We start from the raw sequence: 14,967 nt of genomic DNA, 5'->3' as shown, positions 1-14,967 counted from the left end.
CCATCCATTATATTCGAAATTCATTTACCTCGGATTGTAAATCTTGGGCCAACTTGGCCAGCGCTTGGCTAGAAGATGCAATTTCCTCCATGGAAGCCAACTGTTCTTCCGCAGCTGCCGAAACTCCTTGCGATTCGCTTGCTGACTTTTTGCCTAGATTGTCAATCTTTTTTACCGAATCCACAATGCGTTGACTACCGGAAGCCATTTGCTGTATAGCTGCAGAAATTTCCCTAACCTGACTTGACACTTCTGCCACTAGATTAGCAATTTCCCGGAAGGTGGCCCCGGCAATATTGACAACCTCAGCACCTAGCTTTACTTCTCGCGTGCCGTCGTTCATCGCTATCACAGCATGGCCAGTATCTCCCTGAATTTCTCCGATAAGTTCGGCGATTTTTTTAGCCGCTTCTTGAGACTGTTCAGCAAGTTTGCGCACTTCTTCGGCAACTACCGCAAAACCTCTACCTTGTTCTCCCGCCCGTGCAGCTTCAATAGCTGCATTTAAAGCCAAAAGATTGGTTTGCCCAGCAATGCCAGAGATAGTATCGACAATTTGTCCTATTTCTTTCGAGCGTTCGCCCAATTTCGTTACAACCTGAGCAGAATCAGTGACTGTTTCCTCGATTTTTATCATCTGAGTTACCGCTTTCTCCACTGCTCTGTCGCCATTTTTCGCTTTTCCTGCTGCCTGGGCCGACTGTTCAGCTACTTGATTAGCATTAGCGGCAATTTGTTGAATACTGGCCGACATCTGTTCTACAACCCTCGTCGTATCATTTGCGGCATCCATCTGCTCGTTAGTTCCTGTAGCCACATTAGTAATTGAAGTGGCAATTTGATTGGCCGCTTGAGACGATTGCTCCGAACTGGCGGTTAATTCTTGTGATGCAGCCGCCACTTGTTCGGTAGCCCCGAGAATTTTCCGAATAATACTTTGCAGATTTTGTGCCATCTGCTCAAAGCTCTGTCCCAGTCGCCCAATCTCATCATTCGATGTAATATGTACTTTAGTCTCTGAAATATCACCATCAGCGATCCGGTTAGCTACCAGTTCCAATTTTTGGATAGGTTTAGCAATACGACGCGCCAGCCAAATAACAAATAAGCCGGATACAATTAACACCGCGATAATAGTTATAAATGAGATGGTTGTAAGAGATGACAGTACTCCTGTCATCTCTGCTACAGGCACTTCCAGTACTATCGACCAATTGACACCGCCTATAGGTGCATATGCGACAAATTTATCATTCCCCTTGCCCACAGAACGAGAAATTCCCACTTCCCCTTTAATCATGCGTTCATTCAAGTTCTTCTCTTCAGATGAAATGCCTGTATCCGCCAAGGGATTGAACTTCATCGCCTGTTCTTTATCAGGATGAATAATTCTAAGACCGTCCCCCTGCACAATAAAGGCATAACCGGTCTGCCCTATTTTGATATTCAATACATTTTTTTCTATCGTCCCCATATCGATAGCTCCATAAACCACCCCCGTTACTTGATTGTCTTTCTTGACTGGTATTGCTATGACTGTCAACGGCCGCCCAGTTGATTTACCTATCATGGGATCTGAAATAAAAGGTTTGCCGCTAATTGCCTGCTGAAAATAATCACGCTCTGCAACATTAAGTTTCGCGCCTTGCGATGTAAATGCAATTCCTTGTGGATCCACATAACTTATGAGCAGATAATCATTATTTTCCTTTGCTAGGTTTTGTAATATAGGAGTAATATCCTCTAGTACACCGCTTTCTATTGCAGGCAAAGCAGCTAACAAAGTCAGTTCCGATTTGCGCGTTTCCAACCAGTTACTTATATCCTTCGCATTACTTTCAGCAGAAGCTTTCATTCCAGTGGTGATATTATCACTAACTATGCTCTCTGCTCTCCAGTAATTTAATCCTCCCAACGTGCACATTGAAGCAACAACAATAGACAAAACCATTAGAGTAAGTTTTGTTTGAATACTTTTCATAACCAACCCCCCCACCATTTACTATTAAAACCATTTTACAAACACTTTTATACTTTCCGTAAAATTTCCAATTTCCTTAGTAATGTTAATCTATATATTTCACTTTAATTCTTCTATTTTAGCTAACAACACCATGGCAATACGACTTCCACCTGTTACACTTGACGGCAATATTCTTAACCTTCTGCTCGTTACATACTTAATAGTACTAGCTAAATTGGCTAGTACTATTTATTACATGATTATTTATAAGGGCTTCTACAATATATCTACAAGTCTTATAAATTGTCTTAGCTATAACGCTTTATCACAATCATTGCTTTAGCATTACCTTATATTCATCGTGCTTTAGCAATATTGCCGTAGCCATACCTACACAGAACTTTCCCATTGTCTTACTGTTATATTCTTTCTACGATTATAGCTATGCCTTGACCGCCGCCAAACAGGAAGAATCGCACTCCACAATGATTATGCCTGTAATTATCTAGTCATGAAAGTTGCAATCGGTGAAGTTTTGAATTCGCAGTGAACAGTAGTATAGCACCGTTATCTTATATTGATATAGCGCCAATTGCAATACTGACCACAAGCATAATAATCGTTACCAGGAAGGCATACGGAAATGTTTTTAACTGATGTTCACCGAGACCAACTCCCGCAAGAGCTACTAACAAGAAGGTTCCACCGGTGAGTGGACTGATGGGAAAACCCATATTCATCTGTCCTAAAAAAGCAGCTCTTGCAATTTCGGCCGCTGGTATACCAAAGCTTTTTCCCGCTTCGGCAATGACGGGAAGCACGCCGAAATAGAATGAAGACGGATCAAACAACAAGCTTAAAGGCATGCTGATAATACCTACGAACACCGCCAGATACCTGCTGAACTCATTTGGAATAATGTTGACAAGTACCTGTGCCATCGCAGGAATCATTCCCGTCCCGGACATAACACCAACCAATGCACCTGTTGCGAATACGATACCGGACATTAACAATGCATTCTTGGCGTGAGCGTTCATCCGTTCTTTTTGCTCATTTACGTCCGGATAATTGACCATCAAAACCAGGGTCAAAGCAACCATAAACGCAACGACCGGAGAAATTTTTCCAGATACTAAAACGCCGATTAGGGATAACACGAGAATTACATTGAACCAAAAGCACTTAGGCCGAGCAGTCTTTTGTTTTTCTTCACTCACCTCATAGATCAGTTCGGTTGTTGCTGCGGATTCTAAATGAGCTTGATAGTTGGGAAGACTAGCAAGCCGTTTCTTCTCATCCAGAGCCAATTTATAATCAATGAGCAAGATCGAGATAGCACCGACCACGAAAGGAATAATGAGTGGCACCCACAATTGATCGGTAGTCAATTTTAAGGCAACCATACATCTTTGTGCAGTGCCTGCCCAAGGTTCTGTATTCATCAAGCCGGCACTTAACGCAATAACCGTAGCCAAAGTTGTCCGCCTCATGCCGACTGCATCATACAGCGGCAGCATGGCGGGAACCGTAATCAAAAAGGTAACAGCGCCGTTTCCGTCGAGATGAACCATCATGGCTAAAATGCCTGTTGCTAACACTATTTTTACTGGATCTCTACCAACGATCTTAAAGATTTTTTTTATGATTGGATCTACCGTTCCTGCATCAATAATAATGCCGAAAAACAATGTTGCAAAAATAAACATTGTTCCCATAGGTGCTACTTCTAAAATACCTTTAACGATAAATTTGCTTAATTGCGGTCCAAACCCGCCGGCAATACAGGTAATTACCGGGATAAGAATCAGTGCAGGCACCGGCTGCATTTTATTCTTTGTGATTAATATAACGGCAGTACAAACAGTCACAAATCCAAGTAATGCTATCATAAATTAATCTCCTTTATCTATAAATTTCCTTAATTAACTCCGGATTTCTCCTTCTTGACTGAGAATTAATTTAAAATTAAATGAATAGAATATCAACAGCGAATAGTCCGACTTTTTTCAGCATACCTTAAGTCACCATTTACTTGTTAAGTATAATTTTTGCGAAATAAAATTGCTATATAAGGCAACTATGTCAATTGCCTGCCATATATTAACCCAAAACAGATTGTTATCATTGATATAATTACACTTATATAGCAAAACAATAGAAATTACTTATGATCTTCGTCTGCTATTTAGAAATAAAATAATCAATTTTATTAGAAGACATTTTTAATAACTTTTCCAAAACTTCTTTCGTATCTCTTCCAAGTGTTGGTGCCTTGTCATACTGTACATGATCCGATTCGGTAAATTTTATGGGACAACCTGTTATTTTCATCTTGCCCTCAACGGGATGGTCCACTTCACAGATCATCTCTCTTGCCTTGGCAATATGTTCATCTTCCACAACATCAGCAATCGTATTAATAGGAGCACAAGGGATACTATGCGCTTGAAGCAATTGGATAATTTCCTTAATTTTATGTTTCCTTGTCCATAAAGTAACAAGTTTAGTTAATTCCTCATGTGCTTTGACTCGATCTTTATTAAGCTTATACTTTTCTACTTCGAGCAGATCTAGCCGTTCAATAGCTTCACAGAATCTTTTCCAAATCGAATCATTGCCAACTGCAATAACAACCCAGCCATCACTAGCCTGAAAAGAATCATAAGGATAAATAAATTCATATCGATTTCCGATACGCTGAGGCATTCTATTTTCCACCATATATATTTCGTTAATCGTTTCCATCGCACTAACCGAGCAATCTACCAGTCCGATATCAATTCTATCGCCATGCTGATTGCCTGTTCTGCCTTGAAGCGCAGCTAAAATGCCGATGCAGCAATTGAGTCCAGCCAGAATATCACCGATAGCCGTTCCCGTTCTTGTCGGTGCCGAATCCGGCCATCCTGTAACGCTCATCATTCCACTCATTGCTTGTGCAATAACATCATAACCGGGAAGTTTTTTATAAGGTCCTGTTTGACCAAAACCAGATATAGAAGCATATACAATCTTTGGATTGATTGCCTTGACTTCGCCATAAGACAACCCCAGTTTATCCATCGTGCCCGGTTTAAAATTTTCTACTATTACATCAGAAACTTTAATCATATCAAAAAGGACTTTCTTAGCCTCATCATCTTTTAAGTTCAATGCAACACTTTTTTTATTTCTATTGAGATTGGCATAATAAGCACTGATTCCTCTTTCAAACGGAGGATAGCTTCTGCTGTCGTCCCCCTTGTCAGGCTGCTCGATCTTAATCACTTCAGCTCCCATATCCGCCATCAGCATCGTACAATAGGGCCCAGACAAAACACGTGTTAAATCAATTACACGAATACCACTAAGTGGTTTTGCCATATTCAACAATCTCCTTTGAATTATAATATTACTTCATTATCAGAACATAAAATCCCCAATTATTTTTCGTCAATTTCGATGACGAAGCGTAAAAGCGCTGCTTCCATGGTTTTACCCAACGTATCGAGTCTAAGTGAGCGAGTAGCACCGCCATCCAAAGCATGGTGCATAACGAAGTTGAAACCGTCCAATTGCGGCAGATCATAACGAATAACGTCACCGAATACAACGCCTTCAAAATGCTTTTTTACCGCTGCCGGCGTAAGCTGTTCTTTCATAGCCTGATAATACTTGGGTTTTCTTGCATAAATACAAAGATTTGACGTATCGCTTTTATCTCCAGATCTGCCATGTGCTATCTCTTTTAATTGTACTTGCATTTTATTTAACCTCCTCAACATGTGCCTCTAATTTTATAGCATCCCTTGGAATCAATGTCGGCCACAATGCAAACACTTCACTAGGTTTTGTTCTGCCACCAAAAAAGCAGCCTTGTGCTGGACCATTTAAATTGCTTACGGGTGCAATTTCCGGGGTCAATTTAAATGCTTCCTCTTTTGTTTCTGTCTTTATAGCATATCGTAGTATTACTTCATTTAAATCGGCATTAATTTCATGGGCCATAGGACCATGTAACGCGTTCAGACCTAAATAATCGATCCGTTTTTCCAAAGCTTTCAAATCTTTCATTGCCATTCTCTTGTCAAGAATGTTCGCTGCCAACTTGGCTTTTTCCAAAGCCTCCGGCCAACTGTACGGCAGGTAGGCGATGTTGCGATATCCTTCGCGATAACCCACGCAAAGTTTTAAAGTATCCGGTCGTTCATGGCCTGTTACGCCAGCCACTTCCACCCGGTCTTTTTCCAATTCTTTTACAGTTACATTGCTAAAATCAGCTACCACATCCGGCGTAAGATACTTTTTCGGATCATGGATTTCATAAAACAATTGTTCTTTAATCGACTGTGGTGTTACAAGACCGCCCGTATTTTTAGTTTTTGTCATAACAAGTTTCCCAGGCTCACTAATTTCAGCTATCGGATAGCCTAAAAATTCCGGCTCTGGAACGTGTTTCCAATCATAATCGTAGTTACCACCAGTAGCTTGTGCACCGCATTCCGATAAATGGCCTGCCAAAATACCGGTAGACAAGGCTTCCCATTCACCCGTTTTCCAGCCAAATTCATACTGCAGGGGCGCAAGCCACATTGCAGTATCGGTAGAACGCCCCACAATAATAATATCGGCTCCACCCTGTAAGCATTCTATAATCGGTTCTGATCCATAATATACATTCGCATTGATCATGCGGGGCAAAATTGAATCGATAGCTTCTCCAGTATCCATATTATTCATCGATATCCCTTGTTTTCTGAGTTCCGGTATAATATCCATCACATCATCGCCAAGTACATAACCGATCTTTAAATTCAAACCCGATTCTTTAATCGCCTCTTTTGCGGCTTCCACTGCTGCCTTGATATTCATGCCTCCGGCATTCGTCAAAACCTTAATCGATTTTTCTTTAATCATTGGAAGCATTTGTTTTAAAGCCGTGATAAAATCCCTTGCATATCCTCTTTCAGGATTGTGTTCTTTCTGTCTTCTCATAATTGATAAAGTTAATTCAGCTAAATAGTCGCATGCGATATAATCAACATTATCATTCTTTGCCATAGTTATTGGAGCATCATTTAAATCTCCCCAGAAACCTTGACCTCCACCAATTCTTACTGTTTTCACAAATCCACCCTCTTCACAATATAAAATATTATTTCGTATTTATATATTGCAACTACCATGCCAAAAAAAAATAATGCTTAATAAGCATTATAAATATCAACCAAATCAGTTATTTCAAGCAATTCTTACACATCTGGCAAAGTATATTGTTATATACTTTGTATACAGCAATATACTTTGTATACAATGCAAATGCTACTTGGTATACAGTTTGGGATCAATATCATATAATTTCAACTTGCGATAAAAAGTACGCCTGCATATCCCGATGTTTTCCATTGCCTGTGTTCTATTTCCATGCGTTTTTTTCAACTCATTCACTATCTGAATTTTTTCCACACCCGATATCATATTCTTTAAAGTTTTTTCTTTATGTTTAAATGCATGCTCCTTCTCAGCTATACTTGAATTTTGTATTTCGTCTGGCAAATCCGCTATCGTGATCATATCTCCTTGGCAAATAATCACCGCATATTCAATACAGCTCTGGACCTGTCTTACATTTCCAGCCCAGTGATGAGTTAGCAATAAATTTTTCACTTCATTAGACAAAGTCAATTTCTTCTTATATTTATTACAATATAAATTTAAAAAATGTTCAGCTAAAAGAATGCTATCCTCACCTCTTTCTCGAAGAGGCGGAATCGTTATTTTAAAAGTATTCAATCTAAAATACAAATCCTCTCTAAACTTTCCCTGATTCACCATTGATTTTAAATCTCTATTTGTAGCAGCAATGACTCGCACATTTACGATATTAATATTATTAGAACCTACTTTTTGAATTTCGCCAGATTGAAGAACTCTCAAAAGTTTTGCCTGCATAAACAGTGGCATTTCACCTATTTCATCTAAAAATATTGTTCCATTATTAGCCATTTCAAATTTACCCACTTTACCGCCCTTTTGAGCACCCGTAAAAGAGCCAGAGGAATATCCAAAAAGTTCACTTTCAAATAAACTTTCAGGGATAGCCGAACAGTTAATATTTACAAATGGATTTCTTCTTTTTTTACTCACACTTACTATCGCGTTAACTACAACTTCCTTCCCTGCTCCACTTTCTCCCTCAATTAATACGGCAGCGTCTGTGGGAGCTACAATACTTGCTAATTTTAAGCAATTGATAAACTTCTTATCATTTCCTATGATATTCGAAAAACTTTCAGGTAAGTCCTTGTGAAATTTTGAACTACCATTATAAAAATAGCCCGTTAATTTACGAACTTGTTCCAATTCTTTATTTAGCAAGGATACCTCTGTGACATCTTTAAAAATGGATACAGCTCCTAAAAGTTCATCCGCAACTATAATTGGATTTATATTGACTACAATTTCTTTTCCCCTCGTTTTCACTTTTACAACCGTATTTATTTTCGGCTTTTTTTCTTTTAAACTGTCTAATATAATCGCTCCAGGTTCTATTTCACTTACAAATTGATTTAATACTTTATCTTTATTAACATGAAGAATTTTGGAATACGCTTCATTCACATAAATTATTTTTGAATTTTTATCTACAATTACTATTCCATCATGAATATTATCAATCGCCGCTAAGATCATATATAGAATATTTTTATTCATCCTATCGATCATTTCCATGAAATCACCTCAATTTAGGTTATGTAATTTCCGGATTATCAAGGCTAACTATAACTCAACTTTCATAGACTTAATGGCCAAAAATTCTTCATTGACATAGATAAATAATAATTTTTTCCAGTGAAACAAGACCTTTATTCAATTTTAAATCCTGATCAGCCTGACTCAAAAGCCCTAGAGCCTGTTTGAGTTGTGCAAGCTGAAAAACGCGACTTTGTTTAATTAATCGATCTGTTACAAAAGGCATAAGCTTTAAATAACTGCCAATTTCTTTGCTGCTAAAACCTTCTTCAATCATAATTTTTGCCTGATACAACTGTCTTACCTGCCGTGCTAACAACGCCAATAGACGAAGCCCTGCCTGACCAGTCGCTATTTGTTCTTCAAGAACAGCAAGTGCCAGGCGGGCATTTTTTCTGCTCAGTGCATCCATCATAACAAATACGGAAATTTCCGGAACGCTGGCAAGAAGCATATGGACATCTGCCACCGTAATTTCTTGTCTCTCTCCTAAATAAAGAACAATTTTCGTCAGTTCTTGTTCAAGATAATTCAGCGATGCATGAGGCATCAAGCTTACAGCCGTTAATATCTCATGGAGTGCCTCAGAGCAAATATTTTTGCCAAGTGCACCAATTGTGCCTTCCAGCCAGCTTTGCAATTCCCGCCCTTTTAGTGGCGCAGCCTCCAGGACAGCCCCGACTTCAAAGGCTATCTTAAATGTCTTACGCCTTTTATCCACCTTTTCATAACTAATAAATATCAGAACAGTTTGCTTGGGTATAGCCTCTAAAAAGCGCAGTAAATCTTCATCCTTTTGCGGCCCCTTCTCTTCAGAACGACCTTTTTTTGCCGCACTAAAAAACCGCGTATTCCTTACAAGCAGCACATTACGCTCTCCTAAAAAAGGAAAGCCCTCCGCAATACCTTGAAGTTCAGCAACCGATGGATCTTGATCAAACGTTATTAAATTCATATCACGTTCATCAGGGGTCAGTAATACTTTAAGTATCTGCTCTTGATACTCTTTAAACAGATAGGGCTCTTCACCATAAAGCAAATATAAAGGTTTAATCTTACCTGCTTTCAAGTCTTTTTGTAAAGCTACGTAATCCATAAAACATCAAATCCTCCTAATGGGACATGCCACCAACAAAGGTTCTAACCGATATATTCCGGCCATCAAGCGTAAATACGACAGCGCCATTTTCATCGGTCCGATAAATTTTTGCGTGAATCGCCTGAAGACGCCGCAGCGTTTCCGCATGAGGATGACCAAAGTGATTGTCATAACCTACAGATATTATAGCATACTCAGGGTGAAGAACAGCCAGAAAATCAGCTGTAGAGGCATTTTTCGAACCATGGTGGCCCACCTTCAGCACATTAACAGGCGTAATCCCCTTTTCAAGTATTTCTTGCTCCCCATCTGCCTCAAGATCACCTGTTATAAGGAAACTGTTCGCCCCGTAGTTAAAACGAATAACAGAAGATACTTCATTGCCTGGCTTTTCGCGAATCGCATTTTCAGCATGAATCACTTCAAAATGAACGCCATCAAGATCCAGTTTTTGTCCCTCAGCAGCAAAAATCAAATGCTCATGATGCATCGCTTTCTCCAAAGCTAACATGGCAGGCGATGGCGCCTCCTTGGCAATTACCACCTGCTTCACACATAGAAGCTCAGCTACAGCTGCTGCACCGCCAGCATGGTCTTGATGTCCATGCGTAAGAATTAAAACATCGACTTGAGTAACACCATAATGTTTTAAATAAGGAACAACAACTCTTTCCCCCACATCAAAAACGCTATCTTCACCTAGTGTGCCGCCTGTATCGATTAACACAGCATGTCTATGAGGCGTAATGACGAGTGTCGCATCCCCTTGGCCGACATCGATAAAATGTACTGTAACAGGTTTCGGCCAAAACGCATAGCAGCTCCCCATAAGAAGCATAAGACTGCACAAAAGAGCAACACTCCATGAATAACGCCGCCAGACTTCACGAGCTGACCAAATAAATTTAGGATGATAACCGAATAGGTAAAATAGTCCGATATAATAAATAAGCCCCGTGAGCCAATTAAATGCTGGTACGTAAAGCAATCCACCCCAATAAGCAAGCCCTTGAGTCAGTAATACAGCAAAGCCAACTATCAAACTACAAAAAGCAAAAATAAAGCGATTGAGCAAATAAAAAACGGGTAAAATCCACGTACATACTGCACCAGACAAGGCAACAAGAACAGTCAATTCAATAATAGGAACAATGGCCAAATTGGCCAATATCGAAGATAGGGGAAGATTATTAAAATAATAAGCAACAAATGGCAAAACACCCAGCTCCGCTGCCAATGTCACAGCAAGCGATAAAGCCAGCGGCGTCGGCACAAAATCCAGCTTATTGCGAAGTGAGGGAAAAAACCATACAATCCCCCCAGTCGCTGCAAAAGATAGCAAAAAACTCAAATCATAAATCCACAGTGGTTGATAAAATAATAGCAGTAAAACCGTCATTAATAAGGCCTGGGAACTATTCCAACTGCGTCCACTCCAAACTGCAAGCAATGCGGCAAGCCCCATCATAAGTGACCTCACAACGGCGGGTACAAGTCCCGAGAGCATGGAATAAGAAATCATAAACATGGCACAAACAGCTGCTGTCACATTGGAAGATGCATGGAACAAAGAGCAAATTGCGGCTGCTGCCCCAGCAACAAGGGCAATATGAGTACCAGAAACAGAGAGAATATGAATAATTCCCGTGGCTGCAAAATCATGAATAATATCGCTGCGAATTCCATCATAACCACCAAATAACATGCCACTCAGCAAAGCCGCATCCCCCGGTGCCATCGCCTCTGCCATACGCTGATGCACTTGCGCGCGCATATCAGCCAAAACGTTAGCCAAAGAAAAGCCGTGAAAGCGCTGCTCACCTCGCATAGACTTGATCCATAGCGTAGCCGAAATGCCTCGCTCTTTCAGCGACATCACTTGATCAAACATTGCTGGATTCTGATAATTGTGAGGCAAATAAAGCTTGCCTGTAAGCATAACCCTGTCGCCCAGACTAAAGGCCCTGTCAGATTGCTGCTGACTTAGAACAGCCATAAATTTACCAGATACTTGATGCCACTCGCCATGAACTTGAATTTTGCGGGCTGCAATCACATACGTTACATGAATTTTCCCATTCATAGAAGCAGTAACCTTCGGAACATTCGCGACTTCTCCCTTGATACTTTGCTCGCCGCTATAATGACTAATATCAGTAGGCGAAACAGCAAGCGCAAAAGACATGAGTAAAAAACCAACAAACATAAAAGAAATGCTCAAAAAAACTTTCGCATAAAAAAATTCATCTGTATGAAGACAAAATACAACTCCGCCGAACAGAAAAATCACTAAAATACCTGCTACTGTAATGGAAATATACGATTCGACATAAGGCTGACAAATCAAACCGGCCAAAAATGAAATCACAATTGGCCACAACACGACAACCGCCTTCTTTCAACAAACTCACTAAACTATATCACAAGCTTGTCCCTCACCCGATTTAACCGCTTGGGAGTAAAGCCCGGTACATGTAATAAGTCTTCGAAAGAAGCAAAAGCACCCTTTTTTATGCGATATTCAACAATTTGGGCGGCAAGCTGCGGTGAAATTCCTTTGACAGTACTAAGTTCCTCAACTGAAGCTGTATTCACATTGATAGCTTCAGTCGCCGTCCCTTGCCAAGTATGCCCTTGTCGCACACTTCCCGCCGTCTGAGCAGCCTTTTTTTCTTTAACAACGGGAATATGAATATGCATACCATCCTTTACGACACGTGCCATATTCACTTTGCTCATATCTGCATCAAATGTCGTTCCACCAGCAAGTGCAATGAGCTCTGTTACTCTAAGACGATCGTTGATTGTATAAAGCCCGGGCTGATTGACTGCACCTGTTACATACACAACGGAATCTCCTTTCGCTTTTCCCTTGCCTGAAGGCTTTTGCTCTGTGACAACATCATCATTAGTAAATTCAGCATCAACAGCAGAATGCTTGCTGGAAAAAATAAAAAAGCTTACCCCCACAGCCATGGCCGCCATAACTAAGATAATTACCAATCGTTTCTTATAGGTCCCCATTTGACATCAGACCCCTCATAAGAATATTATCGGCTAAAAGACATCCAGTCTTGATGTAATATTTCGTTATTCTTCAGGCATTTCCTATATATTTTTGCAATAATCTGTATAATAGCAAAAAAAAAAAAATGATCTGACATGTTGTCAGATCAATGAGACCAAATTCATTTTCACCTAAGCTACTTGCATCACATAAAATTGTTTTCTTTTCATCTTACCATAACCGCTGCGGCACGCCCGGGCCACTTGGCAAACCGAACATATACCAGAAAGTAAACAAAAGATAAAACATAACAAAGAAGGATAGTGCATAAGGCATCATAAGCGACAAATAAGTACCAATACCTGTATCTGCTTTATACTTTTTCAAGTCCTCTAAGAAAAGCGGTAAGAAAGGATTAACAATCTGAACCGTATTCAAAGCACCATCACCAGCGCGGAATGCCATTTGAATAAATGCCGGATGATAACCAAGCAACATAAACATGGGAACAAAGACAGGTGATAACAACGACCAAATTGCCGAGCCACTAGCAATAAATAGCCCAAGTAACTGACCAAGTAACATCATGCAGATCAAGGCCGGAAGACCTGTCATATGAATATTCTTTAGAAAATCAGCGCCTGTTGTTGCAACAAGGGTAGCCACATTAGTCCATGTAAAGGCAGCAATAAATTGCGCAATAACAAAGGCCATAACAAGAAAACCTGATAATCCTTTTACAGCTTCACTCATCATATGAATAATATCATCACCATTTTTAATCGAACCCAATTTGAGCCCATAAGCAAGACCTAAAGTAAGTAAAAAGAAAAAGAGCGACGGTACAATCCCCTTCATAAATGGTGATCCCGGAATACCACCTGTTTCGAGATTTCTGAGCAAGGCACCTTCAGGTACAACTAATAACATTAAAACAGCAATAAAAATGATGGCCACAATTCCTGTAAACTTAAGAGCTGTTTTTTGCTGATCTGTCGGCTTTTCTAATTTTACTTCCTGACTGCTTTGAAAAGTACCTAAACTTGGCTCAACAAATTTTTCAGTAATTACTGTCGTAAGGATAGCAAGAGCAAGAACGGCAAATGAAGCAAAATACCAGTTATCAATCGGTGTTACAACCATATTCGGATCAACAATTTGTGCTGCTTGCGTCGTCAGCCCTGATAACAACACATCTGTCGTAACAATTAACAGATTGGCTGTAAACCCAGAATAAATAGCAGCAAGTGATGCAGCAAATCCTGCAAAAGGATGTCGTCCCAAAGAATAAAACAACATAGCTGCAATCGGCGGAACAACAACAATAGCGGCATCAGAAGCCATGTGGCTCATAAAACTAATGATTACAATAGTAAATGTGACATATTTCGGAGGAATAGCGTGAACAGCCGATTTGATGGCAGCATCCATAAATCCGGCTTTTTCCAGAAGACCAATACCCAAAGTCATTACCATAATCATGCCAAGCGGCGGAAAAGCAAGATAATTTTTTATCAAATCCGTAAAAATCCATTGTAATCCTTCTTGACTAATTAAACTTTTAATAAAAATTGGTTTATGTGTAGAAGGATGAATGGCAGCCACATGATTCGAAGCTAATATTGCAGATACAACAGCAAGAAGACCAATTAATAGTAAAAATAGAATTGCCGGATTAGGAAGTTTATTCCCGAATATCTCAATTTTTTTCAAAAATCCACTGCGCGGATCATCATTTACCTGCGGGTTGTTTGCCAACTTGCTCATCAATACATTTCTCCTTTGCATTAAAAATCCTCATTGCCCTATTCCTTCTCATCGCTTCGGCTTTAATAACCAGCTCCTTCACTATAAAATGTTATTACAGACCATTTTTGGCCTTTTAAAAGACATTTCCAAAAAATAAACATAAAACTCCCGCATAAATTGCGAGAGCCCCATCGCTCATGTAAGTGTTATATTAATAATTATTATATGGAACAATCTATCATCTGTCAAGATCTCCAATATCAAATATATTTTGACGACTACTGCCTTAAAACTCTTTAATAGCAAAATTATCTTATGAATTAAGAAAAACCGCTAGCGTGGCCTTTAATAAGTTCGACGAGAAATCATATCACTATAAACCACAAGTCAAGTAAAATAATAAAGCATGTAAAA

10 protein-coding genes are annotated in these 14,967 nt (G+C 39.7%); all 10 read right to left on the bottom strand.

Annotated features, from left to right (window positions below; genetic code table 11):
* Nucleotides 1-7: 7 nt before the first annotated feature.
* The gene (locus Ga0466249_RS12575; protein ID WP_215829816.1) at nt 8-1,981 is read right to left on the bottom strand and encodes a methyl-accepting chemotaxis protein; all 1,974 of its coding nucleotides are present in this window, start codon (nt 1,979-1,981) and stop codon (nt 8-10) included.
* 554 nt (nt 1,982-2,535) lie between these two features.
* The gene (locus Ga0466249_RS12570) at nt 2,536-3,855 is read right to left on the bottom strand and encodes a CitMHS family transporter (RefSeq protein ID WP_215829815.1); all 1,320 of its coding nucleotides are present in this window, start codon (nt 3,853-3,855) and stop codon (nt 2,536-2,538) included.
* Between the two features lie 292 nt (nt 3,856-4,147).
* Nucleotides 4,148-5,329 (bottom strand): CaiB/BaiF CoA transferase family protein, encoded by a 1,182-nt coding sequence (locus Ga0466249_RS12565; RefSeq protein ID WP_215829814.1) that lies wholly within the window; start codon nt 5,327-5,329, stop codon nt 4,148-4,150.
* A gap of 59 nt (nt 5,330-5,388) precedes the next feature.
* On the bottom strand, nt 5,389-5,709 hold the full coding sequence (locus Ga0466249_RS12560; protein ID WP_215829813.1) for an AtuA-related protein: 321 nt from the start codon (nt 5,707-5,709) through the stop codon (nt 5,389-5,391).
* A 1-nt stretch (nt 5,710) separates the two neighbouring features.
* Nucleotides 5,711-7,072 carry an acyclic terpene utilization AtuA family protein gene (locus Ga0466249_RS12555; protein ID WP_215829812.1) on the bottom strand — a complete coding sequence of 454 codons (1,362 nt, stop codon included), beginning with the start codon at nt 7,070-7,072 and terminating at the stop codon, nt 5,711-5,713.
* Between the two features lie 195 nt (nt 7,073-7,267).
* A complete protein-coding gene (locus tag Ga0466249_RS12550) occupies nt 7,268-8,677 on the bottom strand; it encodes a sigma-54 interaction domain-containing protein (protein WP_215829811.1) in 1,410 nt (469 codons plus the stop codon).
* Nucleotides 8,678-8,765: 88 nt separating this feature from the next.
* Nucleotides 8,766-9,794, bottom strand: coding sequence for a DNA polymerase III subunit delta (holA, locus tag Ga0466249_RS12545; RefSeq protein ID WP_215829810.1), 1,029 nt, complete (start codon nt 9,792-9,794; stop codon nt 8,766-8,768).
* A gap of 16 nt (nt 9,795-9,810) precedes the next feature.
* A complete protein-coding gene (locus Ga0466249_RS12540) occupies nt 9,811-12,180 on the bottom strand; it encodes a DNA internalization-related competence protein ComEC/Rec2 (RefSeq protein ID WP_215829809.1) in 2,370 nt (789 codons plus the stop codon).
* Between the two features lie 32 nt (nt 12,181-12,212).
* Nucleotides 12,213-12,821, bottom strand: coding sequence for a ComEA family DNA-binding protein (locus Ga0466249_RS12535; RefSeq protein ID WP_215829808.1), 609 nt, complete (start codon nt 12,819-12,821; stop codon nt 12,213-12,215).
* A 214-nt stretch (nt 12,822-13,035) separates the two neighbouring features.
* Nucleotides 13,036-14,571, bottom strand: a complete 1,536-nt coding sequence (locus Ga0466249_RS12530) for an AbgT family transporter (protein ID WP_215829807.1) — start codon at nt 14,569-14,571, stop codon at nt 13,036-13,038.
* Nucleotides 14,572-14,967: the final 396 nt, after the last annotated feature.

Origin of the sequence: Pelorhabdus rhamnosifermentans (genome assembly GCF_018835585.1) — a bacterium.
GTDB lineage: Bacteria > Bacillota > Negativicutes > UMGS1260 > UMGS1260 > Pelorhabdus > Pelorhabdus rhamnosifermentans.
Note: the sequence above shows the minus strand (reverse complement) of the source record. Positions and strands in the feature narration are given on the sequence as shown.

Coding starts and splice junctions, on each gene's coding strand:
- holA (WP_215829810.1), bottom strand. CDS start 9,794: ATGGATTACGTAGCTTTACAAAAAGACTTGAAAGCAGGTAAGATTAAA.
- Ga0466249_RS12530 (WP_215829807.1), bottom strand. CDS start 14,571: ATGAGCAAGTTGGCAAACAACCCGCAGGTAAATGATGATCCGCGCAGT.
- Ga0466249_RS12565 (WP_215829814.1), bottom strand. CDS start 5,329: ATGGCAAAACCACTTAGTGGTATTCGTGTAATTGATTTAACACGTGTT.
- Ga0466249_RS12570 (WP_215829815.1), bottom strand. CDS start 3,855: ATGATAGCATTACTTGGATTTGTGACTGTTTGTACTGCCGTTATATTA.
- Ga0466249_RS12550 (WP_215829811.1), bottom strand. CDS start 8,677: ATGGAAATGATCGATAGGATGAATAAAAATATTCTATATATGATCTTA.
- Ga0466249_RS12560 (WP_215829813.1), bottom strand. CDS start 5,709: ATGCAAGTACAATTAAAAGAGATAGCACATGGCAGATCTGGAGATAAA.
- Ga0466249_RS12575 (WP_215829816.1), bottom strand. CDS start 1,981: ATGAAAAGTATTCAAACAAAACTTACTCTAATGGTTTTGTCTATTGTT.
- Ga0466249_RS12535 (WP_215829808.1), bottom strand. CDS start 12,821: ATGGGGACCTATAAGAAACGATTGGTAATTATCTTAGTTATGGCGGCC.